Source organism: Brevibacterium renqingii, from assembly GCF_017808095.1.
Classification (GTDB): Bacteria; Actinomycetota; Actinomycetes; order Actinomycetales; family Brevibacteriaceae; genus Brevibacterium; species Brevibacterium renqingii.
The window spans coordinates 100,833-126,649 of record NZ_JADBHG010000007.1; the positions used below are offsets into that span (position 1 = coordinate 100,833).

Here is a 25,817-nt window from a genome sequence, read left to right on the forward strand (position 1 = left end):
CCACAACTGATGAGGAAGGTGAGCGAGACCTATGGCTGATGCCGCCCAGTGGATTTCGGGAGCTCGACTGCGAACTCTCCCCCTGGCTCTCGCACCCGTGCTCATCGGAACCGGTGCCGCGATCGGATCGCTCGGCGGTTTCACCGCCTTCATCCTCGACAACATCTCGGGCGGCTCCGACCATGTCGGACTGCCGCAGATCCTGCTGCGCGGCTTCCTCGCCCTCCTCGTGGCCCTCTGCCTGCAGATCGGCTCGAACTACGCCAACGACTACTCCGATGGCATTCGCGGCACCGACGACGACCGAGTCGGCCCGGTCCGTCTCACGGCGACCGGGCTGGCCGAGGCGCACGAGGTCAAACGTGCGGCCTTCCTCTTCTTCGGCATCGCCGGCGTCGCCGGCCTCGTCCTCATCCTCATCTCGCAGGCCTGGTGGTTCCTCGTCGTCGGAGCCGCCGCGGTGGCCGCGGCATGGTTCTACACAGGAGGGAAGCAGCCCTACGGATACATGGGCCTCGGCGAGCTCTTCGTCTTCGTCTTCTTCGGCCTCGTCGCGACCTTGGGGACGATGTGGATGCAGGTCGGACACCTCAGCCTCAGCGGCTGGGCCGGGGCCGTGTCGATCGGGTCGCTCGCCTCGGCGGTCCTCATGGTCAACAACCTCCGTGACATCCCCACCGATACCGAGGCAGGCAAGATCACGCTCGCCGTGCGGCTGGGCGACAATGCCGCCCGCATCGCCTATGCGGTGCTGGTGCTGCTGCCATTCGCGCTCCTGGCCCTGGCGATCCTCGACGGGCACCCGGCTGTCGCTCTGGCGATCCTCGCCCTGGTGCCGGCGCTCAGCCCGCTCAAGACGGTTCTCAGCGGGACTGCGGGGCACGGGCTCATTCCGCCGATCAAGACGACAGGACTGACCGGATTGGCCTTCTCAGCGCTGATGGGACTGGGCCTGGCCCTCTGATCGGATCGGGTTCGTCTGCTCGGGACCGACCTGCGGGCACGGCGGGCTATTTGTTCTGATCTCCGTCTTCGCTGACGTGGTCGTCTTCGCCGATGCGTTCGTCGACGATGCGATCCTCGGCCGCTTCGTCGGCGCTTCGCTTCTTCGGTTCGGCGGCGCGTTTGGCCACACGGGCTTCGATATCGGCCGCCACCCGTGCACGCATATTGCCGAGGAACAGGTAGCTCAGCAGTGCGCCGATGACGATTGCAGAGACGGCCATGAGCATGTTGAGGCCGAGGAAGGGAAACAGAACGAGGCCCACGGCGACGATGATGCCGAGGCGGGCGAGTGAGTAGAGCCAGAAGGTGCGCATTGAGCCTATTTTAGCCCTCGATCGTGACCGTCTCGTCACCAGATGCTTGAGTCGGTGCTCAGGTTCGTGGACTATCCTGGATGCATGGCTCGATTTCTCATTGCCGCGATCGTCCTGGCGGCTGCGGTGACACTGTACGGACTCTTCGATTGCCTGTTGCGCGATCGGGGTCTGATTCGAGTCCTGCCCAAACCTGCCTGGGCCCTCATCATCCTCTTCATCCCCGTGCTCGGGTTCGTCCTCTGGTATCTCTTCGGTCGCGGCTCCGAGGGCAAGTCCGCTTCGCCGAGCCGACCGCGCGGGCAGGTCGCGCCCGATGACGACGAGGACTACCTCCGCCAGGTCGACCGGGAAGTCCAGCTCGGCAAACATGCTCCGCGGGCCCGTGAGAACGACGAGGCCTCCTCAACGAACGATGGCTCCGCCGAAACCGACGAGGACAGCGATTCCGCTGCCGACTCCTCAGCCGACTCCGATGAGCACGGCACCAAGGGCGAAGGCCGCGGCCGCTCGAACTGAGTTTCGCAGCGTTTCAACCCAGCACAGCCCAGCCTCCTGACGTCCACTGAAACAGCACAGTCTGCTCTGGCCCGCCTGATTCGGCCGACGGCTCGCTCTGCGATTCAGAGCTCTGTATGCAAACAGAGCTTCCAGTCGCAGGTCGAGCCGTCGCCGTTTCAGGAGCGCGACGTCACGCCGTTCGAGCGGCCCTTGTCCCTGAGGCAGTCGCAGACCGAGCCGCCGCACGGCAGAGGCCCTGCTCGGCCGCAGGCGGGACCGCACTGTCTCGAACCGGCTCGTCGCGGTCCGACTCCCCTCAGTCGAGACCGGAGTATCCGACCCCCCTCAGCCGAAGTCGGAGTGTCCGACTCCCCTCAGTCGAGGCCGGAGTAGGAGTGCAGACCGTTGAAGTAGACGTTGACGACGGTGAAGTTGAAGATCACCGAGGCGATGCCGATGAGATTGAGCACCGCGACCTTCGTCGGGCCCCAACCGCGGGTGGCTCGGGCATGCAGGTAGGCGGCGTAGATGACCCACACGACGAAGGTCCAGATCTCCTTCGAGTCCCAGCCCCAGTAGCGGCTCCAGGCCACCTCGGCCCAGATGGCACCGGCGATGAGGGTGAACGTCCAGGTGATGAAGCCGACGGCCGCAATCGTGTAGGAAGTCCGCTCGAGATCGGTGCTGGCGGGCAGTCGGTGCATGAACCGCAGCCACTTCGGGTCCTTGGTCTCGTGGACGCTCTTGAGGATCTGGAAGACGGCGAGGATCGCCGAGATGTAGAGCAGCGCAGTCGAGAGGATCGCGATCGGCACGTGGATGGCGATCCAGTACGAGTCCAGCGCCGGGATGAGCTTGGCCGCCGGAGTGTAGAAGACGGTGATCGCCAGCCCCAAGCACAGCAGCACTCCACCGGACACGAAGGTGCCGAGGTAGCGTACGTCCTTCTTGATCAGCACGACGAGATAGACGATGACGGTGATCGTCGTGGCCGTGAGGACGTATTCCATCATGTTGCCCCACGGCACCCGAGCCACGGACAGTGCGCGTGTGAGGACTGCCGCCGCATGCAGCAGGACGGCGAGCACGAGCAGGGAGGTCCCGATCCGGGCTCCCCTGCGCCGATTCTTCCGAGTGGAAGCGGCAGGAGCGGCAGAATCGTCGTCACCGGGACGGTCGAGGACCGCAGTGCTCGCGGTCTTACGATTCGTCCGCCGCACAGAGCTCGCCCTGGCTGTGCTGCCCACGGCGGTCTGAGACGCCTTGAGCTCCCGGGAGCCGAACAGGTCGAAGGCATAGAAGATCATGGCGAAGGCGTAGACGATCATCGCCGAGATGATCAGCTGGTTGGACCACATTGCGAGGTCAGTGTTGACGTCCATTCATCCTCCGCACCTCAGGTGCTCTAATATCGCGTGCTGTCGGGTGTCGCTGTCAATGTGCTCGAAGCCCTCTGCGGGAGCTCCGGTTCTCTCGCACTCCGCGGCTATTCTACTCCGCGTAGTAGCTCGGACTCATCTTTCCGCGTCGCTCTCTTCCCCATCGTCGTCGGGTTCGGGATCGCGCAAGTCCCTGACCAGGTCGGCGACTGCGCGTTCGACCATCGGATCCTCGCCACGGGCCAGTGCGGCCACCTCGGCGTCGCCGTCCTTGATCCGGACCCATACGCGTCGGCGCGGGATGAACAGGGACAGCCCGAGTCCCGCCAGGACGAGGATCGCGCTGATGAGCATGAGCGCCTGTGTCGGGTCCTGTGAGATGTCGACGGCGATGTACTTCTTGACTCCGTCGAACGTCACCGAACCGCCTCCCGGCAGCTTCTGGGTCTCCCCTTCGGCCAGCTGGATGATGAGCGGGTTGCCGGACTCGTCGGTCATCTCCGTCATGTTCTCGGCATCGAGGGAGTACACCGACTGCGGGACTCCCGAGTCGAGTCCGAGGTCGCCGGTGTACCCGCTCATCACGAGGTAGGGGTTGCGCAGCTCGGCGAAGCTCGAGACGAGCTCGCCGTCCTGATTCTGGGTGGCGGTGGGCAGGAATACCCCGACGAAGCCCATCTGGGTGCCGGCCGAGTCCGGCACCTTGATGACCCCCTCGGAGGTGTAGCCCGGGTCGCCGCCGTCGGGGATGAACACCTGCGGTCCGGACTCGACGATGTTGCCCTGCGCATCGCGGACGGTCACTTCGGGGGCATAGCCGTTGCCGGTGAGGTAGACGCCGACGCCATTGACGCGGACCGGTTCGTTGACCTTGAGCGTGTGCTTCTCGTTCTTCCCGTCGACCGTGGTCGTGACGTTCGCGTCGAAGCTGCGCGGCTGGCCGAACTGGTTGCCCGCCGCCTGGTCGTCGAAGGTCGAGGTGAAGCTGTCGAGCTTCAGCCGGAAGGCCGGCAGATTGTCGGCGTCGTAGTAGGAGCCGGGTTCGAACGAATCATAGGAGACCAGCGAGTTCGTGAACGTCTCCCCCTCGACGAGGATGCGCTGGCCTTCGTAGCCGAACAGCGAGCCGATGGCCATCGTGAGAGTCGCCATGAGCAGAGCGATGTGGAAGACGAGATTGCCGGTCTCCCGCAGATAGCCGCGTTCGGCGGCGACATGGTCCGCCTGCCGGTTGATGCGGTAGCCGGACTTCTTCAGCCGTGCCTCGGCGCTGTCGAGGAACGCCTGATCCGCGATCTCTCGCGACTCGGCTTCCCCCTGCGCCGAGGCGAAGCTCGAGTAGCCTGGCATCCGACGCAGCCGCCTCGGCGCTTTGGGCGGAGCCGACCGCATCGCCTTCCAGTGCTGTTTGGTGCGGGGGATGATGCACCCGACGAGGGAGACCATCAGCAGCAGATAGATCGCGGAGAACCAGACGGAGGAATAGACGTCGAACATCTGGATGGCATCGAGGAACCGTCCCCAGGCACCGTTGTTCTCCAGGAACTTGTTCACCCGTCCCGGGTCCTGGATGCGCTGCGGCAGCAGAGATCCGGGGATCGCAGCGAGAGCGAGGACGAGCAGCAGGATCAGCGCCACGCGCATCGTCGTCAGCTGCGTCCAGGCCCATCGGCACATGCCGAGGAAGCCCAGCTGCGGCTGCGTCACGGTCGCCTTCGCGCCCGACTTCGCCGGCTTCTTCTCCGCGCCTTCGGTCTTGCCCTCCACTAGATCACCACTTCGAATCCATTGATCAGACCTTGCAGTGAGGTCATCCACATATTCCAAACGCCGCTGGCCATGAGCACCCCGAGGATGATGAGCATGATGCCGCCGGCGCGCACGATCGCGCTCTGGTGCCTGCGCACCCACTCGAGTCGTCCCGCACCCTTGTGGATGGCCAGCGCCAGGAGGATGAACGGGATGCCCAGCCCGAGGCAGTAGACGAAGGCGAGCAGGGCACCGCGCCAGATCATCCCGTCGCCGCCGAAGCTCACCGACATGCTCAGCACGGCCGACAGGGTCGGACCCACGCAGGGAGCCCAGCCGAGTGCGAAGCTCGCCCCGAGGACCGGGGCGCCCCAGAGCCCCGCCTTCGGCCTCGCGCGGATCCGGTGTTCGCTCTGCAGCAGGCCGAACCCGCCCATGAACACGAAACCGGCGAGGATGACGAGGACACCGAGGATGCGGATGATGATGTCCTGCCATTGCGAGAACAGCGCCCCGAGCGCAGAGAAACTGGTTCCCAGGAGGACGAAGACGACGGTGAAGCCGAGCACGAACAGGCTGATGCCGACTGCGACGCGCCAGGTCTGCTTGTCCTTGAGCGAGGACCCGGACAGGCCGGTGACGTATCCGACGTAGCCGGGCACCAGAGGCAGCACGCACGGGGAGAGGAAGGACACCAGACCCGCCAGTGCTGCAGCGCCGGCGGCCAACAGCAGTGGACCGGAGAGAACCGTCTGGGCGAACTCCGCCCCGATCCCACTCACTCGGCCCGCACGTCCTCGATGAGTCCCTTGAGCGTTGACGCGTCGACCTCGCCGACCACCCGGGCGGCGGCTCGCCCCTGAGAGTCGAGCACCACCGTCGAGGGTGTGGCCTGCGGGGGCAGGACGCCCGAGAGGAGGGAGACCATCTCACCGTTCGAGTCGAGCATGTTCGGATACGGGACCTGGTAGCTGCTGATGAACGCGTTGGCCGCGGCAGCCTGGTCGCGGACGTTGACGCCGATGAATTGCGCCTTGTCGCCGAAGCTCTCCGATACGGATTTCAGTTCCGGCGCTTCCTTCCGACACGGCGGGCAGGCCGCGTACCAGAGGTTGATGACCACGGGGGTCGGGCGCAGGTCGGCCAGGGACATCTTCTCGCCGTCGAGGGTCTCGAAGCTCAGCTCGAGGGGCTCACCGCGATCTTCGGCGGCCACCTGCGAGACCACTCCCGATCCGGAGACGTACCCCTGATCGGATCCGGCCTGATCGGCCAGTTCGTCGTTCTCGCTGCAGGCGCTGAGCGCCAGGGCCGTGCCGGCGGCGATAGCCGAGGTGAAGAGGGTGCGACGGCTGAGTGGGCTGCGGCCGAAACTCATGCTCCGGCCACCGCGGTTCCCGGCTGCAGATCAGCGCAGATGCTCTCATAACTCACGGACACCAGTGTGGACGATGCGAATGTGAAACTGGTGATAGAAGCCAGGTCACATTCCCGTCGACGCGGGTCGTGGACGAGCGGACGCTCCTCCGCCGCCAGCCGCGTCATCCAGATCGGCAGCTGGTGCGAGACGATGACTCCCTCGGCCTCGGGACCGTGTTGGGCCAGCTTGGCACGCAGGCTGGCCATCGCCGCGCGCATGCGCAGCACGATCTGCCGGTACGGCTCGCCCCATGAGGGGGTGAGCGGGTTGTACAGACGCAGGAGATTCTTCGGTTCCGCCAGCCGACGGGCATTGACCTTCTGCCCTTCGAAGGAGTTCGCGGCCTCGATCACCCGGTCATCCGTGAACACCGGCAGGTCCAGGGCCTTCGCCAGCGGTGCGATCGTCTGCTGAGTGCGCAGCAGCGGCGAGGCGACGAGCGCGGCCGGAGCGGTCGTCGCAGTCGAGAAGTGCTTCGCGACGCGCTCGGCCATCTCATGGCCGCGGTCGGTCAGTCCGAAATGCGGCAGCCGACCATAGAGGATCCCTTCGGGATTGTCGACCTCCCCGTGCCGGACCAGGTGGATGGTGGTCATGCCTGCGCCCTCCCCGCCTCCGGCACGGCGGCCGCGGCCTTCGCCGCTGCGGGCAGGGCGGTCACGATCCTGTCGAGGATCTCATCCGTGTGGGCGTAGGACAGGAACCAGGCCTCGAAGGCGCTCGGCGGCATGTGGATGCCCTGGTCGAGCATGGCGTTGAAGAACGCCGAGTAGCGCTCGACGTTCTGTCCGCGCGCCTGTTCGTAGTTCGTCACCTCCGAGTCGGTGAAGAAGACCGAGAACATCGAGTTCGCGGACTGGATGACGTGGGCGACGCCTTCGGCCTCCAGGCTCGCTGCGACGGCCGGTCGCAGAATGTCCGCAGCGCGTCCGATGTGCGAGTACACGTCGAGCTCGGTGGTGAGCTTGAGCGTGGTCAGCCCCGCAGCCGTGGCCACCGGGTTGCCCGAGAGCGTTCCCGCCTGATAGACGGGACCGGCCGGTGCGAGATGGGCCATGACATCGGCGCGACCGCCGAAGGCCGCTGCGGGGAATCCCCCGCCCATGACCTTGCCGAAGGTGAACAGATCGGCAGGACCCTCGGGGTAGCCGAGTGCCTCGGACTCGTAGCCGTACCAGCCGGCGGCCGAGACGCGGAACCCGGTCATCACCTCGTCGCTGATCATCAGTGCCCCGTGGGCGCGGGTGAGGCGGCGGATGGTGTTCGTGAAGCCCTCGCGCGGGGGCACCACACCCATATTGCCGGGGCTGGCCTCGGTGATGACGCAGGCGATGTCCTCGCCGTGTTCGGCGAAGACCGCTTCGAGGCCGGCGGCGTCGTTGTAGTCGACGACGATGGTGTCCTGAGCCTGCGCCCCGGTCACTCCCGGTGTGTCCGGCAGTGAGAAGGTGGCCAGGCCGGAACCGGCCTGAGCGAGCAGGGAGTCGACGTGGCCGTGGTAGCAGCCGGCGAACTTCACGACCTTCGACCGTCCCGTGTACCCGCGAGCCAACCGGATCGCGGACATGGTCGCCTCGGTGCCCGAGGACACGAGCCGCACCTGGTCGACGGGTTCGACGCGGGCCACGATCTCCTCGGCGAGCTCGACTTCGCCGGTCGAGGGGGTGCCGAAGGAGAAGCCCTTGGCCGCGGCTTCCTGGACGGCGGCGAGCACCTCGGGGCGGGAATGGCCCATGATCATCGGCCCCCAGGAGCCGATGAGGTCGATGTAGTCGTTCCCGTCGACGTCGCGCAGCCAGGCACCGGTGGCCGAAGTGATGAAACGGGGGGTGCCGCCGACGGCCTTGAACGCGCGCACCGGGGAGTTGACTCCGCCGGGGATGACCGCCTCGGCGCGGGTGAAGAGTCCGGCGGACTGTTCGGTGGTTCGGCCCTGCGTCGGTTCTGTCGTCATGGGGTCTCCTCTGATTCTTCGCGGGATCGTGGTCGAAAACGTGGCGGGGCGCCTCAGGCGCCGTCGAGGTCGCGCATATGGTCGTTCACCTTCGTGAAGATGCGTCCCAGGGTCGCCATCTCCTCGGGATCGAGCAGGTCGACGAGGTGGTCGCGGACGCCGACCACATGGTCGGGGGCGGCGTTGCGCAGCAGCTCCCAGCCGGCGGCGGTCATCACGCAGTTGACTCCGCGTCCGTCCTCGGCGATGGCCGAGCGCTCGAGCAGTCCCCTCTTCTCCATCCGGGCCACGCTGTGGGTCAGACGCGAACGCGACATGGTCGTGTCCGCGGCCAGCAGCGCCATCCGCATGGTCCGGTCCTCATGCTCGGAGAGGCGGACGAGGATCTCGTACTCGGGCAGCCCGATGCCGTGGCTCTCGCGCAGCTCCTTGTCCAGCTGCGCGGTCAGCAGCTGGGAGCCGTTGAGGTAGCTTCGCCACGCCTTCTGATCCGCAGCGGACAGCCAGCGGGGCTCGCCCATCATCGGCCCCCGGCTGCTGCGGAGGCACCGGTGCGGTGGCCTGCGGCTTCTGCCTGGAGCCTCTGCGCCACCTCGGTGGCCCAGTAGGTGAGGATCGCGTCGGTGCCGGCTCGTTTGAAGGCGATGAGGGACTCCTCGATGGCCCGCTCGCGGTCGATCGCTCCGGCGGCGGCCGCGAACTCGATCATCGCGTACTCGCCCGACACCTGGTAGGTCCACACGGGCACGATGGATTCGCGGGCCACCTCGGCGAGGACGTCGAGGTAGGGCAGTCCGGGTTTGACCATGACGATGTCGGCACCCTCGGCGAGGTCGAGGCCGAGTTCGCGCAGGGCCTCGCGGCCGTTGGCGGGATCCTGCTGGTAGGTCTTGCGGTCGCCCTGCAGCTCGGAGTCCACGGCCTCGCGGAACGGGCCGTAGAAGGCCGAAGCGTATTTCGCGGTGTAGCCCATGATGACGGTGTCGGTGAACCCGGCGGCGTCGAGTGCCTCGCGGCAGTAGGCGACCTGGCCGTCCATCATGCCCGAGAGCCCGAGGACCTGGGCTCCGGCGCGAGCCTGTGCCAGCGCCATCGAGGCGTAGCGGTCGAGTGTGGCGTCGTTGTCGACTCCCCCTGCCGAGTCGAGGACTCCGCAGTGGCCGTGGGAGGTGAATTCGTCGAGGCACAGATCGGCCATGACGACCGTCTCCTCGCCGAGATGTTCGCTCAGCAGCGCCAGCGCCCGGTTGAGGATGCCGTCGGGGTCGTCGGCCTGGGAGCCGATCTCGTCCTTGTGTTCGGGGATGCCGAAGAGCATGAGGCCGCCGACTCCGGCCGCGACGGCTTCCTGTGCGGCGGCCAGCAGCGAGTCGAGCGTGTGCTGGACGACACCGGGCATCGCCTCCAAGGGCACCGGTTCGCTCAGTCCCTCCTTGACGAACATCGGCAGGATCAGCTCGGACGGATGCAGCCGCACCTCGGACACGAGGCGACGAAGCGCCTTCGTCGAACGCAGGCGGCGAGGGCGAACGGATCCGGGTACCAATGACATGTCAGGCCTTCCTTCTGCGGCGCTTCTGGCTCGGACGCTGCGGGGAGATCCCGGCGTCCACGTCTTCGGCCCGCTTGGTGAGTGCGAATTCGACGAGTCCGTCGATGAGCGAGGTGAGGTTGGCTTCCTCGGCGAGCACATCCACGCGCAGTCCGTGCTCGGCGGCCGTGTTCGCGGTCGCCGGGCCGATGCAGCAGATCACCGAGGTGGGGGCGGGTTTGCCGGCGATGCCGACGAGGTTGCGCACGGTCGACGAAGAGGTGAAGAGGAAGGCGTCGAAGTCGCCGGCCTTGATCGACTCGCGGATCGGCGCCGGCGGCGGCGACGCCCGCACGGTCCGGTAGGCGGTGACGTCGTCGGGGTCCCAGCCCTTCTCGAGCAGCCCGGCCACGAGCACCTCCGTGGCGATGTCCGCACGCGGCAGGAGCACGGTGTTCATCGGATCGATGTCGTCGACGTAGTCCGGCCAGGCGGCGGCCAGGCCCCTGGCCGAGTGCTCACCGTCGGGGACGAGGTCGGGAGTGATGCCCCAGTCGACGAGCGCGGCCGCTGTCCGTCCGCCCACGGCCGCGACCTTGACACCGGCCATCGACCGGGAGTCGAGCCCGAAGTCCTCGAACCACATACGCACCGCGCGCACGGCGTTGACCGAGGTGAAGCCCACCCATTCGTAGGACCCGTCGACGAGTCCGCGGATGGCCTTCTCCATCTGGGTCGGAGTGCGCGGGGGCTGCACGGCGATGGTGGGAACGACGGTGCCGACTGCGCCGAGCTCGGCCAGCGCCTCGGCGGTGGAGGTCCCCTGCTCCTTCGTCCGCGGGATCAGCACCTGCCAGCCGAAGAGCGGTTTGGATTCGAACCAGCTGAGTTCGCCCCTGGATTCCACTCCCTGTCCCATGATGACCACCATACGATCCGATCCTGTCTGCGCCATGGAAAGGGCCTGCTTCAATGTCGTCTCCACGCTCGTCTGCTCGATCGTGGAGATCCCCCACCCGAGCAGCACTTTCGTGTCTTCGTCCCAGCCGTCGGCGAGCAGAGCGCTGATGGCCTGCTCGTGAGCGGCGGCGGTGCCGGTGAGCACATGGCTGGTGTTGCGGTGGCGGGAGACGTCGACGTGCGTCTGGGGCCCGGCCTCGATGAAGCGCACGGAGCGGACCCGGTTCGTCGTCAGTGCGGTGCCGGTGTAGGCCGCGGTCGAGGCGGACAGGCCGACTCCGGGCACGATCTCGACCTCGACGTCGGCTTTGCGGCACACGGCGGCCTCGGCCGTCGTGTTCGTGAAGATCAGACCGTCGTCGGAGCTCAGGCGCACCACGGTGTTGTCGGGGCGGGCGAGTTCGGCCAGCCGACGCCCGCGGGTCGAGGCGGCGACACCGAGGTCGGCGGCATCGATGAGCCGTGCCGCCTGCGGAACATAGGCGGTGACGATCTCCGAATGGACACCGGCGTCGTAGACGACGGTCTCCGCTGTTGCGAGGATCTCGGCTCCGCGCATCGTCATCAGTCCCGATTCGCCCGGACCGCTGCCGATGAAGACGACTCGCGGCGCGGCCGGCAGCAGTCGGCGCGGTTGGACCTGGCCCGTGGACGGTGTGCTGTTCATCCCTGCTCCTGAGCCCTGACGGGGGTGAGGTGATCGGCGCTTTCGGCAGGGTCGATGCCGAGCCGGCCGAGCAGGTCCTCAGCGGCAGCGGTGCCGAGTTCGTCGGCGACGCGGGCCAGTTCCTTGCCGGTGACCGTCAGCTCCTGCTCCGTCGCGGTGGTCCAGTCGACGTCGGGCACGACGGGCAGCTCCGTGCTCTGCTGCGTGCGGGCGAGCGTGCCGTCGTCATCGGCCATCACGGCGTCGACGATGAACCGGTTCCCCTCGATCTTCGCCAGGGCGCCGATGGGCGCCGAGCATCCGGCCTCGGCGCGGGAGAGGATCGCACGCTCACAGGTCACGGCCAGATCCGTGGTCCGGTCGTGGATGCGGCGCAGAGCGGCACGCACCTCGGCGTCGGCGTTGAGGATGTCCTCGGACTGCGCATAGGCGCTGTCGGCGCTGCGCGTCTCAACGGCCAGTGCCCCTTGGCCGGGGGCCGGGAGCATGACGTCGAAGCCGAGGGAATCGGTGGCCTCGGCCAGTCGGCCGATCCTGCGCACCCCGGCTGCGGCGAGCACGACGGCGTCGAGTCGTCCGTCACGGACGTGGGCGATGCGGGTATCGACGTTTCCGCGCACTCCCCGGACCTCGATATCAGGGCGGGCGGCCCGCAGCTGCACGGCGCGCCGGGGCGAGCCGGTGCCGATGGCCGAGCCGGCGGGCAGCTCGGACAGGCTCAGGCCGTCACGGCCGATGAGCACATCGGCGGGGTCGACGCGGGGCGGGATCGCCGCCATCTGGATGCCCGCCTCGGGGGTGGTGGGCAGGTCCTTGAGCGAGTGGACGGCGAGATCGATCTTGCCCTGGTGCAGGGCCTGCCGGACCGCGGAGACGAAGACTCCGGTGCCGCCGAAGCCCGCCAGCGGGGACATGTTGACATCGCCCTCGGTCACGACCTCGACGATCTCGACTCGCCACCCGGTCAGGGCCGCGATCTGGTGGGCGATCGCCGTGGACTGGGACCGAGCCAGCTGGGACCGGCGGGTGCCGAGGCGCACGGTGCGTCCGCTGTAGTGTTCGGGTTCGACGATGTCGAGGGTGTGGTCGGCCACCGGGCGGATTCCGTCGGCCTCGACGTGGTGGGCGCTGGCGGCCGTCGCGACCTTCGTCTCCGGCGGGGTCATCGCATGCGCGACCTTGTTCACGGGCAGGTCGAACAGCTGCATCAGCGCCTGGGCGTAGTCGACCTCGGATTCGGTCACGGCCAGCTCCTTGACCTTCACGGTCGGTGTGTGGATGAGTTTCTCGGCCACTCGGTGCAGGGACTTGCGGATCTCGCCGAAGGCCTTGTCGTCGACGGCTGCACCGATCTTCTTCTCCAGGCGTTCGGTCTCGGCGGCGAGCACGTCCTTGGCGTGGGAACGCAGCGCGGTCACGGTCGGGGCGACGGAGCGCTCCTTGTTGCCGGTGGCGATGTTCTCCAGCTCGGAGGCGATGATCCCCCGTACGTCCTCGACGGTGCTCACGACCTTCGCATCGCGTTCCCTGTCGGAGCTCTTGAGCAGCTCGCGGATCTCGCCCAGGCCGAAGAGCGCGACGTGTTCGAACTCGCGCACGCTGGGGTCGATGTCGTGCGGCAGGGCGAGGTCGATGAAGGCCTTGTTGGCCGCGCCCTTGGGGTTCTGGGACAGACCGGCGACGATGTCGTCGCGGGTCACGACCACGCCGCGGGCTCCCGTGCTGGAGACGATGAGGTCGGCGTCGGCGATCTCCTCGGCCATCACCCGCGGGGTCAGCTCGCGCGCCCGTCCGCCCACCTCGGCGACGAGGCGCTCTGCCTTCTCGAGTGTGCGGTTGAGCACCGTGATGCGGCCCACCCCTTCCTTGTGCAGGCCGGAGACGACGAGACCGGACATGGCTCCGGCCCCGATGACCAGGGCGTTTGCGGCCCGCAGGGAACCGATGTGCGCGGCCGAGGCCTCGAGTGCGGCACCGAACAGCGACCGCGCGACCTCCCCGAGGTCGGTCTCCGAGTGCGCACGCTTGCCCACTCGCAGCGCCTGCTGGAGGGCTTGGGAGAGTTCCGAGGTCAGGGCCCTGTCCGTCTGCGATTCGGTGAAGGACGAACGCAGCTGGCCGAGGATCTGAGCCTCGCCGATGGCCATCGAATCGAGCCCGCAGGCGACTTTGAGCAGGTGCTCCATGGCCTGGGTGTCGTAGTGGGCGTAGAAGTGCCCGGCGATGTCCGACCATTCCTTGTCGATCGAGGACACGAGGGCATTGCCGAGGTCGGCCAGTCCGCCGTGGAAGGCAGTGACATCGGCGATGAGCTCGAGACGGTTGCACGTCGAGAGCACGGCCAGTCCTTCGATGTTCTCACCGGTCAGTGCGTCCTTGCGCAGGGAGCCGACCTCGCCTGCATCGAAGGCCAACTTGTCGAGCATGTCGATCGGAGCCGACTGATGTGAAATGCCGAGAACCAAGAGAGTCAATTCCTGTGCTCCTCAAAACCAGGGTTGAGCGGTGCCGTGTCCAGCGCCGAATAGTATGCGAGTACTTGCAGCTCACTGGCCAGGTCGACTTGGTGGACACGGACGGTGTCCGGGGCGTCGAGCACGGTAGGTGAGAAGTTGAGAATGCCGCGCACACCCGCTTCGGCGGCCGCGCGGGCCGCCGCGGGTGCCGCGGCTGCGGGGACGGCCATGACGACCAGGTCGAGGTCTTCGGACCAGTCGGGCAGATCGTCGAGGTCGGAGACGGTCAGCGTGCCGATCGCGGTGCCGATCTTCTCCTCATCGATGTCGAAGATGGCCGTCAGCCGCAGTCCCCGGCGCTGGAACCCGGCGTAGTCGGCCAGGGCCGAGCCGAGGCGTCCCGCACCGATGATGGCGACTCGCCGATCACGGTCGAGGCCGAGGAATGTGCGCAGCGTGGAGGCCAGCTCCCGACAGGAGTAGCCGACTCCGCGCGTGCCTGAGCGCCCCAGCTGGGACAGGTCCTTGCGCAGAATCGACGGGGACACTCCGCTGCGCGCGGCGAGGTCCTCCGACGAGACGGTCTCCTTGCCTGTTGCGGCGATGGTCTCGACTGTCTGAAGGTAGATCGGGAGTCGGGAGATCACGCGTTCGGGTACGTCCTTGCGAACGACACCCTCAATCCTGTTGGCGGACAGAATCTCGCCCACGAATCCGTCTCACTCCTTCATTCGATCTCATGCGCCCAGTCCCGCCAGGGCTCTGGACAGCCGATCCTTGTCGACGCGATGAAAACTGTGCTGCCGGCCGTTGAGGAGCACCACCGGAACGTCCCAGCCGTACTGCGCGGCCAGGTCGTCGTCGGTGTCGATGTCGACCTCGGTCACTCTCACGTCCCGGCCGGCCGCCACCTCTGCGACGGTCTCGCGCGCGAGGGCGCAGAGATGGCAGTCGACGCGCGTGAGGAAGGTCAGCTCAACCATGGGTCGCTCCTCATCGGGTGCAACAAACCCCGCCGAGAAGCACTCGAGCGGGGGCGCAGGACCGTCGTCTCGGCCTTACTTCTTGTTGCGACGCTGGTGACGTGTCCGGCGAAGCTGCTTGCGGTGCTTCTTCTTCGACATACGCTTGCGGCGCTTCTTGATGACTGAGCCCACGCGGGTACCCCTTGTGCTTGTCGGTGGAGGGTGAACAGCGGATGCCCACCCATTGAACTAACCGTGCAATTCTATCGCTTGGCCGCCTGCTTTCCCAAAACTGTGTCCAGTTCCACAGCCGGTGGGCCGATCTTCCGCGCGGCCTCGGGGCTCAGTCGAAGTACGGGTCGAGGGCGAAGAACGGAAACACGTTCTTCCGGGTGCCCATCACGGCCCGATCGAGTTCGGATTCGGGATCGAACCCCTTCGACCAGGGTTCGAAGGCGCCGTCGAATCCGTCGGTCATCGACAAGGGCGCCTCTCGGCCGGTCTTCGTCTGGGCGTAGTCCGCCCAGCGTCCGGGGATCCGGGCCGCCGGATCGATGTCGCGGTCGGCGGCGATGGCCAGCAGGTTCGTCCACACGCGTGGGACGACGTCGATGATCGCATAGCCGCCTCCCCCGACAGACAGCCATCTCCCCTCCGCATGGTCGACGGCGAGCCGTCGGACCCTTTCCGCCGCGATCCGCATGGCGTCCACGCTCAGACGCATATGCGTCAGCGGGTCGGAGCGGTGACCGTCGCAGCCGTGCTGGGAGACGATGACCTGGGGCTCGAAGGCGGCGACGACCTGCGGCACGGTGGCGTCGAAGGCACGCAGCCAGTCCGCATCGCCGGTGCGCGGGGGCAAGGCGATGTTCACCGCCGAGGCGGCCGCCTTCAGTCCCCCGATGTCGGCCGGGTACCCGGTGCCGGGGAAGAGGAACTTCCCCGATTCGTGGATCGAGATCGTCAGCACCCGCGGATCGTCCCAGAAGAACTTCTCGACCCCGTCGCCGTGATGGGCGTCGAGGTCGAGGTAGACGACGCGTTCGTAGCCGGCGTCGAGGAACTCGCTGATCGCCCCGGCGGCGTCGTTGTAGACGCAGAAGCCGCTGGCCCTGTCCGGCATCGCATGGTGCATTCCGCCGGAGAAGTTCACCGCGCGCTCGTACTCACCGGAGATGATGGCTCCGGCGGCGTCGACGCTGCCTTGGAACAGCAGAGCCGAGGCGGTGTGCATGTTCTCGAACCCCGGCACATCCTCGGTGCCGATGCCGTAGCGGTTCGCATCCTCGTCGCTGAGACCCTCCGGGGTCCCAGCCTGCTTCACTGCGGCGATGAAGTCACGATCGTGGAGACGGGCGAGCTTGGCCTCGTCGATCTCGCCGACCGGATGGACGTGCACGTCGTCGGCGTCGAAAAGATCGAAGTCCATCGCGAGCTTCGCTGTCAGGTCGAGCCTGAGGGGGTGCATGGGGTGGCTGGGACCGAAGTTGTAACCGGTCACTGCGTCGTCCCAAACGACATACACATCATTTTCGGCCATGCGCACCATGCTATATGGCACAGCTCACTTGCACCGATTCCGGGGGCCGGGATCTACCATGGTGCTTGTGTCCAAGAATTCCGCACCGCGCTACGACCGGCTGCTGCGGCCCGGACGGTGGGTTCGAGACTTCGTCGACGACCTCGCCGTCGCCTCGCCGGCCCGGTTGGCGATCGGCTCCTTCGTCGCCGTCGTCGCGCTCTTCGCGATCCTGCTGATGCTGCCGACGAGCATGCGCCACCCGGGTTCGGTGGATCAGGCCACTCATATCGCGAACTCCGTCTTCGTGGCGGTCTCGGCCGTCTGCGTGACCGGGCTCAGCCCGGTGGTCACGGAAGAGTACTGGTCGGACTTCGGGATCTCGGTCATCACCGCCGGCATCCAGGTCGGCGGACTCGGCATCCTCACGCTCGCCTCGGTGCTGGGCATGGCGGTCTCGCGCAGGCTGGGCGTGCGCCAGCGGCTCATCGCCCAGCAGGCCACCTCGGCGCTCAATCTCGGCCAGGTCGGCTCCCTGCTCAAGACGGTGGTCATCACCATCGTCACCGCCGAGGCGATCCTCGCGGTGCTCATGTTCCCGCGCTTCCTCATGCGCGGGGAGTCCATCGGCGATGCCACCTGGTACTCGGTGTTCTATTCGATCTCGGCGTTCAACAATGCCGGCTTCACCATCCACCCCGGAGGCGGCGCCTACTTCGCTTCGGATCCGTGGATCCTGTCCCTGCTCATGGCCGGTGTGTTCGTCGGTTCCCTCGGCTTCCCGGTCGTGCTCATGGTCGCGATGTACTGGAACCGGCCGAAGCGGTGGGATCTGCACACGAAGCTGACCCTGACCACGACCACGACGGTGCTGGCCATCGGCCTGCTGCTCTTGGCGCTCTTCGAATCGGCGAATCCGGCGACGCTCGGCGACAAGAACGCCGGCCACACCTTCGTCGAGGTGCTGTTCATGGCCGTCATGCCTCGCTCGGGCGGGTTCTCGACGATGGAGATCGCGGACATGAGCCAGGCCTCGCACCTGCTCATGGACCTCATGATGTTCATCGGCGGCGGATCCTCCTCGACCGCCGGCGGCATCAAGGTCACGACCGTGGCCGTGCTCGTGCTGGCCGCCTTCGCCGAGGCCAGGGGTCTGCAGGACGTGCACGTATTCGGTCGCCGCCTGACCTCCTCGACGATCAAACTCTCGATCTCGATCCTGCTCACGGGTGCCTCCATCGTCTTCATCGGCACGCTGGCGATGCTTCAGATCAGCGCCGAACCGCTCGACCGGGTGCTGTTCGAGGTGATCTCGGCCTTCGGCACAGTCGGCCTGAGCTCCGGGGTGTCGACGACATCGCCGAATTCGGGTCTCTATGTGCTCTCGGTGATCATGCTCATCGGCCGACTCGGTACGATTACCCTTGCGGCCGCCCTGTCCATGCAGGACTCCGCGCGTCTGTACCGCTACCCCGAGGAAAGGCCGGTCGTTGGCTAACGAACACACCTCCATCCTGGTCATCGGACTGGGACGCTTCGGATCCTCGACGGCGGCTACCCTGGCCCGACTGGGGCGCGAGGTGATGGCCATCGAGCACAATCCCGAACTCGTCAAGGACTGGAGCGGCAAGCTCACCCACGTCGTCGAAGCCGATTCCACGAACATCGACGCGCTGCGGCAGGTCGGCGCCGGCGACTTCTCGACCGCAGTGGTCGGCATCGGCACCTCGATCGAGGACAGCGTGCTCACCACGGCCAACCTCGTCGACCTCGGTGTGGGTCAGGTGTGGGCGAAGGCGATCTCACCCTCCCACGGCAAGATCCTCCACCGCATCGGCGCCCACCACGTCCTCTACCCCGAATCGGATGCGGGACGGCGTGTGGCCCACCTCGTCAGCTCCCGGATGATGGAGTACATCGAGTTCGACGAAGGCCATTTCGCAGTGGTGAAGATGCGTCCACCGCGGGAGATCCAGGGCTTCACACTCAGCGAATCCGGTGTGCGCGACAAGTACGGTGTGACGATCGTGGGCATCAAGAGCCCCGGACGCGATTTCACCTACGCGGATCCGACGACCCGGGTGGGCAAACAGGACCTGCTCATCGTCGCCGGGCACGTAGAGCTGCTGGGGCGCTTCGCCGGTCGTCCCTGAGGACCCTGAGCCTCAGGGTCAGCCTGGGGCCGGCGTGATTCGCCGACCGTCCGCAGCCCCGCAGCCCCTCGACGCTGCGGCGTCCTCGGCCCACTCCCCTCGGCCCTGCAGCGTCGTCGGCCACGCAAACCACTTTTTGTGGTCACTCAACCGAGGGAGAATCGCGAAATCGGCGTTTTCGCCTCGGCGCATCGACCACAAACGGGTCGCGACGACGCAGTGGGCAGGGGAAAGACTGTACAGGCCGGCCCGTTTTCGGGCACAAGAGAGCGGGCGACGGGAATCGAACCCGCGTCATCGGCTTGGGAAGCCGAAGCTTTGCCATTAAGCTACGCCCGCAATTCCACTTCGGCGGCAAGACCACATCGATGCAGGTGAAACCTGTCAGCATCGGTCCGTACCGGTGGACTCGAACCAGTGTACATCCTCGGCGCAGGTTCGAGGAACGAGGCAGACGGCGACATGTCATACAGGTGCGCCGAGGCGGGTCGAGGCTGGACCGCGCACGCCTCGAGGGGGTGGCCGGAGCCACCCCCTCGTACGTCCGATCGTGTTCGGCAGCTGCCGGCCGATCGCTGGTGCGTCTGTCGTGAAGCCCTGCCGCTGAGCAGCGGAGCCCCACTGCAGGCTCAGTGTTCGACCGCCTCCTCTGCGCCGAAGCCGGTGTGGGCGCGGACGTCCATCTCGGCGGCGAGCTCCGGATTCTCGACGGTCTTGTCCGTGACCGAAGCGATCCAACCGAGGATGAAGCCCAGCGGAATCGAGATGATTCCGGGATTCGCCAAGGGGAAGATCGCGAAGTCGGCTCCGGGGATCATCGCGGTTTCGGAACCGGACACGACCGGCGAGAACGTGATGAGCAGCATCGCCGAGATCAGACCGCCGTAGATCGACCACACGGCACCGCGGGTGGTGAAGCGCTTCCAGAACAGCGAATACACGATCGTCGGCAGGTTCGCGCTCGCGGCCACTGCGAAGGCCAGAGCCACGAGGAACGCAATGTTCTGACCCTGCACACCGATCCCGCCGATGATCGCGACCGCGCCGATGACGATGACGGTCCGGCGAGCGATCTTGACCTCGGCCTCGGAGTCCTCGACCTTGCCCTTCTTGATGACATTGGCGTAGATGTCGTGGGCGAACGAGGCCGCAGCAGTGATCGCCAGACCTGCCACGACGGCGAGGATCGTGGCGAAGGCGACCGCGGAGATGAAGCCCATGAGGATGGGACCGCCGAGGTGGAGCGCCAGCAGCGGCGCCGCCGAGTTCACACCACCGGGGGCGTTCTTGATCTCCTCAGCGCCGACGAGTGCGGCCGCACCGTAGCCGAGCACGAGCGTGAAGAGGTAGAAGGCGCCGATGAGCCAGATCGCCCACACCACTGAGCGTCGGGCCTCCTTCGCCGTGGGCACGGTGTAGAAGCGCATGAGCACGTGCGGAAGACCGGCGGTGCCCAGAACCAGTGCCAGGGCCAGCGAGATGAAGTCGAGCGGGTTCTCACCGTATTGCAGCCCAGGGTTGAGGACTCCCTCGCCGACGCCTTCGGCGGCATTCTCCACAGCCGACGCCAGTAGGGAGGAGAGATTGAAGCCGTTGAGTGCGAGCACCCAGACGGTCATCGCGAAAGCACCGGCGACGAGCAGCATGGCCTTGACGATCTGCACCCAGGTGGTGCCCTTCATCCCGCCGACGAGGACGTAGATGATCATCAGCGCGCCGACGACGGCGATGACCAGCGACTGGCCGATCTTGCTGTCGATGCCCATGAGCAGGGACACGAGGCCACCGGCGCCGGCCATCTGTGCCAGCAGGTAGAAGAAGCAGACGGCAAGGGTCGACAGGGCCGCGGCCATGCGCACGGGCCGCTGCTTGAGACGGAAGGACAGCACATCGGCCATCGTGAACTTACCCGTATTGCGCATGAGCTCGGCGACGACGAGCAGAGCCACGAGCCAGGCGACGAGGAAGCCGATCGAATAGAGGAATCCGTCGTAGCCGTTGACCGCGATCGCACCGCAGATGCCGAGGAACGAGGCCGCCGAGAGATAGTCACCGGAGATGGCGAAGCCGTTCTGCGGTCCGGTGAAGGACCGCCCGCCCGCATAGTAATCGGAAGCCGACTTGTTGTTGCGGCTGGCGCGCAGCACGATGAACATGGTCACGGCGACGAAGGCGGCGAAGATCGTGATGTTGAGGATGGGGTTGTTCTCGACTTCGGTCGTGGCCGCCCCCAGGAGGTCCATACCCGAGGCGACGATGTCGTTGAATGCCGACGCGCTCATGACAGGTGTCCTTCCGACTGGGCCGTGAGACGCTCACGGATCTCCTCCGCAGGAGGGTCGAGCTTCTTATTGGCGAACGAAACGTAGAACATCGTGATCCCGAAGGTCGTCACGAACTGCAGCAGCCCGAAGACCAGCCCGATGTTGATTTCGCCCACGACCTTCGTGGACATGAAGTCGTGCGCATAGGTGCTGAGGATGACGTAGAGGAAATACCAGACGAGGAACGCAATCGACAGCGGTATCACCACCGAGAACCGTTTGCGCTTCAGCGCCTTGAATTCAGGGGTCTCCTCCTCCTTGAGGAAGTCAACCCCAGTGTTGACAGAGTCAGTCATTCTTTCTCCTTCAATGGGCAGGACATCAGTGTCCTGAATCACATGACCCAAAGGTAACGTTCAGCATGCGCTGGGGAATACCACCGAAAGTTGGTAGCTTGTTCACATGAACGCGCACGCCAAGGAAACGCGGGCTCTCAAGGCCGAGACCCGCCGACTGTTCGTCGAGGCTGTCGATTCGCTGCACCGGAGCGGCACGGGCGACGTCGTCTTCGGAGGCATGGTCGAGCAGGATTCCGTTGCCGTCGAGGCGGTCGCAGGCGCCGGTCAGGATCTGCTCTCGTCCCTCATCGTCAGCACCGGTCGGGGGCTCGGCGGTCGCGCCATGACCGAAGGAACCCCGCAGCTGACACGGGACTACGAGATCGACCCCTTCATCACCCACCACTACGACGAAGAGGTGCTCGGCGAAGGAATTCGGGTCCTCGTGGCCGTCCCCACTCTGCACGGCGGAGAGGTCACCGGAATGGTCTACTGCGGTCACCGCTCGGACTACGATGCCGCCGCGCCGCAGACGGGAGACCTCGTCAGACGAGTCCGGCAGCTGTCGGTCGATCTCGCCCGGCTCGGCTACCGCCAGGAGCCTCAACGCACAACCGGACGCAAACAGCTCTATCCGGATCTGGACCCCTCGGGCAGGGAGGCGCTGCGCCGCACCTACGCCGAGCTGCGGGCCATCCGCTCGGGAATCCTCGACGATGAGACACGGGAGAAGCTCACCGCGGTCGAGGCGCGCCTGGCCGACATCCTCTCCGGCCACAATCCGGAGAACTTCCAGTCACCTGTCCCGGCGGTGCGGCTGTCACCCAGGGAGACGGACATCCTCTCCCACGTGGCGTTGGGCTGGTCGAATGCGCACATCGCAGAGACCCTCGGCCTGCGCGAATCGACCGTGAAGTCCTATCTCAACACCGCCATGGTCAAACTGTCGGCGCGGACCCGGCACGAGGCCGTGTCGATCGCTCGGTCGTCGAACGTCCTCCCCTGACCGGGAGGCCCCGGCGAGGTCGGGCGGCATCAGCCGTTGATGACTTCGGAGTTCTCCCGTTCCATCTCCAGGGATCGGTCCGCTGCTGCCTGCGCGGCCGCCTCGGCGATGTCGAAGATGCCGGCGTCGATGAACTTCGACAGCCCCGCCAGAGTCGTCCCGCCTTTGCTGCTCACGGCCTGGCGCTGGGCGGCCGGATCGGGCTTCTCGCTGAGGAGACGTCCGGCGCCGTCTGCGGTGGCCACGACCATCTGCCGGGCGGAGTCCTCGCTCAGCCCCTGCTCGACGCCGGCCGCGATCATCGCCTCTGCCAGAAGGAAGAAGTAGGCGACTCCGGAGCCGGAGATTCCGGTCATGGCAGGGATCTGGGACTCGTCGAGATCGACGACGAGTCCGGCGCCGGACAGCAGCTTCTTCAGGGTCTCGACGCTGTCGGCAGGCACCGCGGCATCGGGGGCGAGCGCGATGACACCATGGCCGATGGAGCTCGGCGTATTCGGCATGATGCGCACGATCGGGTTCTCCGGAGCCAGCTTCGCCAAGTCTGCCGTCGCGACCCCGGCGGCCATCGACACGAGCACCGCTGTCGGCTCGAGGCCCTGTGCGAGTTCGCGCAGGGTTTCGGCCATCATCCACGGCTTCACGCCGAGGAATACGAAATCGGCTCCGCTCGCAGCCTTCCGGTTGGCGTCGGCATCGTCCTCCACCGAGGTGACCGTCGCTCGGGCCAGATCGCTGCTCAGGCGCTTCGCCGAGGCGGCCGAATTCGTCGTCGCCCGGACGGTGATGTCCTCGTCGGCGCTGAGGATTCCCTGAATCAGCGCAGTTCCCATGTTTCCGGTTCCGATGGAGGCGATAGTGGTCAAATCGAGCCAGCCTTTCGTCGTGTCTGCATTGTGTCGATGGTGGGTGGGTTCGGGCTCGCTCGGATCAGTCCGCAGTGCCGTCGCCGCCTCTGGAGGACGGACGCTCCGAGGTGCGGGTGTGGCTGCGGGCATAGCGACGCGGGGCGTTCTCGTCGAGGCCGAGGTGCTCGCGGGCGAACGCGATGGAGTCGGCGAGCATCTTCTCCCGGGTCGACTGCTTGCGCACGAAGCGGGTGTTTACCTCGACGACGACATCGCCGGCCCAGTTGTGTTTTGCGAGGTGCTGCAGGGTCTCGGCCACGGGCATGGTGCCGGTTCCGGGCACGAGGTGCTCGTCCTTCAGGGATCCCGCACCGTCGGTGAGGTGGACGTGCCGGAGGCGGTCGAAGATCTCGGACACCGTCTCGAGGGCGTTCATTCCGGCCGTGGAGGCGTGGGAGAAGTCGAAAGTGAGGTTGTCGTAGTCCTCGTCCAGCGGATTCCAGTCCGGGTAGTAGACGAGGATCTCTCGCAGGCCCGCACGCCACGGATACATGTTCTCCACCGCCAAGTTCACACCGGTCTCCTGCGAGACCGCACGGACTCCGTCGACGAAGCCGAGTGCGTACTCACCCTGCCAGCGGAACGGCGGGTGGAGCACCACAGTGTCGGCGCCCACCTCCTTGGCGAGGTTGGCGGTGATCCGCAGCTTCTCCCAGTGGTCCTTGTGGAGCACGCGCGGCAGGAAGAGCAGGGTCGGGGCGTGCAGGGAGATGACCTCGAGACCGGTGTCCTTCGCGAGCCCGTTGATGAGGTCGACATCGCGGGTCTCGGCATTGTGCGTGACCATGATCTCGACGCCGTCGTAGCCGTGCTTGGCAGCCTGGTCGAAGGTCTCCTCGACGGTCATGGGTGAGACGGAGGAGCTGGACAGACCGAGGCGGATCCGGTTGTCGGAAACGTGATGCGCGTCGTGTTCGTAGACCTCGTGGCTGTCGAAGTAGTCACGGTGGCGTCTCGAATTCGAGCGCGCGGAATTCTTGGTGGTCAGCACCTTCCGCTTGGACTTCGACTTCTTACTCATCGTTTCCAGTTTAGCGCTCCCCGAATCCACATTCGCTCAGAGTCGGGTGAGATCGCGCGCGCTCGGGGCCGTCGTCTGCCTCAGTTCTCCTCCGAAACGACTCGACGGGATTTCTGGCACCTCGCAGAGGTGGCAGAACTCCCGTCACGTCCACCGGGTGTCAGCCGTAGAGTTCTTCGGTGTCCTCGTCGACCCACTTCTTCGACTTCTCGACGGCCTTGTTCCACAGGCGGTAGAGACGGTCGACCTTCTCGTCGTCCATCGAAGGATCCCAGCGCTTGTCCTCACGCCAGTTGCTGCTCACGTCCTCTTCGCCGTTCCAGAACTTCACGGCGATGCCCGCCGCATAGGCCGCACCCAGAGCCGTGGTCTCGATGACCTCGGGGCGGATGACGGGCACGCCGAGGAGATCGGCCTGGAACTGCATGAGCGTCTCGTTGGCGACCATGCCGCCGTCGACCTTGAGCTCGGTGAGCTCGACGCCGGAGTCGAGGTCCATCGCATCGAGGACCTCACGCGACTGGAAGGCCACGGATTCGAGAGTGGCCCGGGCGATGTGGTTCTTGTTGACGTACCGGGTCAGTCCCACGATCACCCCGCGGGCGTCGGACTCCCAATGCGGTGCGAAGAGTCCCGAGAACGCGGGCACGATATAGCACCCGCCGTTGTCGTCGACCTCCTTGGCGAGGGTCTCGACCTCCGGGGCGTCCTTGATGAGGCCGAGGTTGTCGCGGATCCACTGCACGAGCGAACCGGTGACGGCCACCGAACCTTCGAGCGCGTAGACGGCCTCGTCCTCGCCGATCTTGTAGGCGACGGTGGTGAGCAGACCGTTCTTGCTGGCCACCGGCTCGGTGCCGGTGTTGATGAGCATGAAGTTGCCGGTGCCGTAGGTGTTCTTCGCCTGGCCCTTCTCGAAGCAGGCCTGGCCGAAGGTCGCCGCCTGCTGGTCACCGAGGATGCCGCAGATCGGGGTGTCGATGATCAGCCCGTTCTTCGCCCCGTAGCCGTAGATCTCCGAGCAGGACTTGATCTCCGGCAGCATCTCGACGGGGATGCCCATGTCCGCGGCGATATCGGCGTTCCAGTCGAGGGAGTCGATGTTCATCAGCATCGTCCGCGAGGCGTTCGTAACATCGGTGACGTGGACTCCCCCGTTGGTCCCTCCGGTGAGGTTCCAGATCACCCAGGTGTCCATGGTGCCGAAGAGGAGGTCTCCGGCCTCGGCGGCCTCCTTGACTCCGTCGACATTGTCGAAGACCCACTTGGCCTTCGGGCCGGCGAAGTACGTGGCCAGGGGCAGGCCCACTCGGTCCTTGTACTTGTCGGCGCCGTCATCGCCGGCGAGTTCGTCGCAGATCTTCTGCGTGCGGGTGTCCTGCCACACGATGGCGTTGTAGACGGGCTTGCCGGTCTTCTTGTTCCAGATCACGGTCGTCTCACGCTGATTCGTGATGCCCACGCCTTCGAGCTGGTGGCGGTTGATGTTCGCCCGCGTCAGCGCCTGCCCGATCGCCTCGTTGGTATTCTTGATGATCTCCATCGGGTCGTGTTCGACCCACCCGGCCCGCGGGAAGATCTGCTCGTGCTCGAGCTGTCCGGAGGACACAATCTGTCCGTCATGGTCGAAGACGATCGCCCGCGACGAGGTGGTGCCTTGGTCGATGGCGAGGATGTACTTTTCCTGACTCATTCTGACTCCTGTGT

General features: G+C 66.2%; 25 protein-coding genes and 1 tRNA gene. 5 read left to right on the forward strand and 21 right to left on the reverse strand.

Annotated elements, in window-relative coordinates:
* Nucleotides 1-31 precede the first annotated feature (31 nt).
* Nucleotides 32-964, forward strand: a complete 933-nt coding sequence (locus IIE29_RS13525) for a 1,4-dihydroxy-2-naphthoate polyprenyltransferase (RefSeq protein WP_209325818.1) — start codon at nucleotides 32-34, stop codon at nucleotides 962-964.
* Between the two features lie 46 nt (nucleotides 965-1,010).
* Here IIE29_RS13525 and IIE29_RS13530 read toward each other — a convergent pair whose 3' ends face one another.
* Nucleotides 1,011-1,319 (reverse strand): DUF4229 domain-containing protein, encoded by a 309-nt coding sequence (locus IIE29_RS13530; RefSeq protein ID WP_209325819.1) that lies wholly within the window; start codon nucleotides 1,317-1,319, stop codon nucleotides 1,011-1,013.
* An 84-nt stretch (nucleotides 1,320-1,403) separates the two neighbouring features.
* On the opposite strand from IIE29_RS13530, the gene IIE29_RS13535 reads away from it, so the two are divergent.
* A complete protein-coding gene (locus IIE29_RS13535; protein ID WP_209325820.1) occupies nucleotides 1,404-1,838 on the forward strand; it encodes a PLD nuclease N-terminal domain-containing protein in 435 nt (144 codons plus the stop codon).
* Between the two features lie 356 nt (nucleotides 1,839-2,194).
* Here IIE29_RS13535 and ccsB read toward each other — a convergent pair whose 3' ends face one another.
* The 14 genes from ccsB to IIE29_RS13605 all read right to left on the reverse strand — a co-directional run bounded on the left by ccsB (nucleotide 2,195) and on the right by IIE29_RS13605 (nucleotide 16,441).
* Nucleotides 2,195-3,202, reverse strand: a complete 1,008-nt coding sequence (gene ccsB, locus IIE29_RS13540) for a c-type cytochrome biogenesis protein CcsB (protein ID WP_209325821.1) — start codon at nucleotides 3,200-3,202, stop codon at nucleotides 2,195-2,197.
* A gap of 132 nt (nucleotides 3,203-3,334) precedes the next feature.
* A complete protein-coding gene (gene resB / locus IIE29_RS13545) occupies nucleotides 3,335-4,966 on the reverse strand; it encodes a cytochrome c biogenesis protein ResB (RefSeq protein WP_343071904.1) in 1,632 nt (543 codons plus the stop codon).
* Nucleotides 4,966-5,721: a cytochrome c biogenesis CcdA family protein gene (locus IIE29_RS13550; protein ID WP_209325910.1), complete on the reverse strand. Its 756-nt coding sequence runs from the start codon at nucleotides 5,719-5,721 to the stop codon at nucleotides 4,966-4,968. Before IIE29_RS13550 ends, resB begins: the two co-directional genes overlap by 1 nt.
* 5 nt (nucleotides 5,722-5,726) lie before the next feature.
* Nucleotides 5,727-6,326: a TlpA family protein disulfide reductase gene (locus tag IIE29_RS13555; RefSeq protein ID WP_209325822.1), complete on the reverse strand. Its 600-nt coding sequence runs from the start codon at nucleotides 6,324-6,326 to the stop codon at nucleotides 5,727-5,729.
* Nucleotides 6,323-6,964: a histidine phosphatase family protein gene (locus IIE29_RS13560; protein WP_209325823.1), complete on the reverse strand. Its 642-nt coding sequence runs from the start codon at nucleotides 6,962-6,964 to the stop codon at nucleotides 6,323-6,325. The genes IIE29_RS13555 and IIE29_RS13560 overlap by 4 nt, the downstream gene beginning before the upstream one ends.
* Nucleotides 6,961-8,322: a glutamate-1-semialdehyde 2,1-aminomutase gene (hemL, locus tag IIE29_RS13565; protein WP_209325824.1), complete on the reverse strand. Its 1,362-nt coding sequence runs from the start codon at nucleotides 8,320-8,322 to the stop codon at nucleotides 6,961-6,963. The genes IIE29_RS13560 and hemL overlap by 4 nt, the downstream gene beginning before the upstream one ends.
* A 53-nt stretch (nucleotides 8,323-8,375) precedes the next feature.
* On the reverse strand, nucleotides 8,376-8,846 hold the full coding sequence (locus IIE29_RS13570; protein WP_343071905.1) for a MarR family winged helix-turn-helix transcriptional regulator: 471 nt from the start codon (nucleotides 8,844-8,846) through the stop codon (nucleotides 8,376-8,378).
* Entirely contained in the window at nucleotides 8,843-9,874 is a 1,032-nt protein-coding gene (gene hemB / locus IIE29_RS13575; protein ID WP_209325825.1) for a porphobilinogen synthase, read from the reverse strand. Before hemB ends, IIE29_RS13570 begins: the two co-directional genes overlap by 4 nt.
* A gap of 1 nt (nucleotide 9,875) precedes the next feature.
* Nucleotides 9,876-11,480: a bifunctional uroporphyrinogen-III C-methyltransferase/uroporphyrinogen-III synthase gene (locus IIE29_RS13580; RefSeq protein ID WP_209325826.1), complete on the reverse strand. Its 1,605-nt coding sequence runs from the start codon at nucleotides 11,478-11,480 to the stop codon at nucleotides 9,876-9,878.
* Nucleotides 11,477-13,954 (reverse strand): glutamyl-tRNA reductase, encoded by a 2,478-nt coding sequence (gene hemA / locus IIE29_RS13585; protein ID WP_209325827.1) that lies wholly within the window; start codon nucleotides 13,952-13,954, stop codon nucleotides 11,477-11,479. Before hemA ends, IIE29_RS13580 begins: the two co-directional genes overlap by 4 nt.
* A complete protein-coding gene (locus IIE29_RS13590; protein ID WP_209325828.1) occupies nucleotides 13,951-14,646 on the reverse strand; it encodes a redox-sensing transcriptional repressor Rex in 696 nt (231 codons plus the stop codon). Before IIE29_RS13590 ends, hemA begins: the two co-directional genes overlap by 4 nt.
* 27 nt (nucleotides 14,647-14,673) lie before the next feature.
* A complete protein-coding gene (locus IIE29_RS13595; protein WP_209325829.1) occupies nucleotides 14,674-14,919 on the reverse strand; it encodes a glutaredoxin family protein in 246 nt (81 codons plus the stop codon).
* A 75-nt stretch (nucleotides 14,920-14,994) separates the two neighbouring features.
* The gene (locus IIE29_RS13600) at nucleotides 14,995-15,093 is read right to left on the reverse strand and encodes a 30S ribosomal protein bS22 (protein WP_209325830.1); all 99 of its coding nucleotides are present in this window, start codon (nucleotides 15,091-15,093) and stop codon (nucleotides 14,995-14,997) included.
* 151 nt (nucleotides 15,094-15,244) lie between these two features.
* A complete protein-coding gene (locus IIE29_RS13605) occupies nucleotides 15,245-16,441 on the reverse strand; it encodes an acetoin utilization protein AcuC (protein WP_209325831.1) in 1,197 nt (398 codons plus the stop codon).
* A 58-nt stretch (nucleotides 16,442-16,499) separates the two neighbouring features.
* Here IIE29_RS13605 and IIE29_RS13610 point away from each other — a divergent pair, with 58 nt between their 5' ends.
* Together IIE29_RS13610 and IIE29_RS13615 are read left to right on the forward strand one after the other, a co-directional pair.
* Nucleotides 16,500-17,918 carry a TrkH family potassium uptake protein gene (locus IIE29_RS13610; protein ID WP_209325832.1) on the forward strand — a complete coding sequence of 473 codons (1,419 nt, stop codon included), beginning with the start codon at nucleotides 16,500-16,502 and terminating at the stop codon, nucleotides 17,916-17,918.
* Nucleotides 17,911-18,573: a potassium channel family protein gene (locus IIE29_RS13615; RefSeq protein WP_209325833.1), complete on the forward strand. Its 663-nt coding sequence runs from the start codon at nucleotides 17,911-17,913 to the stop codon at nucleotides 18,571-18,573. Before IIE29_RS13610 ends, IIE29_RS13615 begins: the two co-directional genes overlap by 8 nt.
* Before the next feature lie 268 nt (nucleotides 18,574-18,841).
* On the opposite strand, the gene IIE29_RS13620 is transcribed toward IIE29_RS13615, so the two are convergent.
* The 3 genes from IIE29_RS13620 to IIE29_RS13630 all read right to left on the reverse strand — a co-directional run bounded on the left by IIE29_RS13620 (nucleotide 18,842) and on the right by IIE29_RS13630 (nucleotide 21,193).
* A tRNA-Gly gene (locus IIE29_RS13620) sits at nucleotides 18,842-18,912 on the reverse strand.
* Between the two features lie 290 nt (nucleotides 18,913-19,202).
* Entirely contained in the window at nucleotides 19,203-20,816 is a 1,614-nt protein-coding gene (locus IIE29_RS13625) for a solute symporter family protein (RefSeq protein WP_209325912.1), read from the reverse strand.
* A gap of 35 nt (nucleotides 20,817-20,851) precedes the next feature.
* The gene (locus IIE29_RS13630) at nucleotides 20,852-21,193 is read right to left on the reverse strand and encodes a DUF485 domain-containing protein (RefSeq protein ID WP_209325834.1); all 342 of its coding nucleotides are present in this window, start codon (nucleotides 21,191-21,193) and stop codon (nucleotides 20,852-20,854) included.
* 106 nt (nucleotides 21,194-21,299) lie between these two features.
* Between IIE29_RS13630 and IIE29_RS13635 the strand changes: the two genes are divergently transcribed.
* Nucleotides 21,300-22,181 (forward strand): helix-turn-helix transcriptional regulator, encoded by an 882-nt coding sequence (locus IIE29_RS13635; protein WP_209325835.1) that lies wholly within the window; start codon nucleotides 21,300-21,302, stop codon nucleotides 22,179-22,181.
* 29 nt (nucleotides 22,182-22,210) lie between these two features.
* Here IIE29_RS13635 and proC read toward each other — a convergent pair whose 3' ends face one another.
* The 3 genes from proC to glpK form a co-directional block, all read right to left on the reverse strand.
* Nucleotides 22,211-23,047 (reverse strand): pyrroline-5-carboxylate reductase, encoded by an 837-nt coding sequence (proC, locus tag IIE29_RS13640; protein ID WP_209325836.1) that lies wholly within the window; start codon nucleotides 23,045-23,047, stop codon nucleotides 22,211-22,213.
* A gap of 64 nt (nucleotides 23,048-23,111) precedes the next feature.
* Entirely contained in the window at nucleotides 23,112-24,110 is a 999-nt protein-coding gene (locus IIE29_RS13645) for a sugar phosphate isomerase/epimerase family protein (RefSeq protein ID WP_209325837.1), read from the reverse strand.
* 160 nt (nucleotides 24,111-24,270) lie between these two features.
* A complete protein-coding gene (glpK, locus tag IIE29_RS13650; protein WP_209325838.1) occupies nucleotides 24,271-25,803 on the reverse strand; it encodes a glycerol kinase GlpK in 1,533 nt (510 codons plus the stop codon).
* Nucleotides 25,804-25,817: the final 14 nt, after the last annotated feature.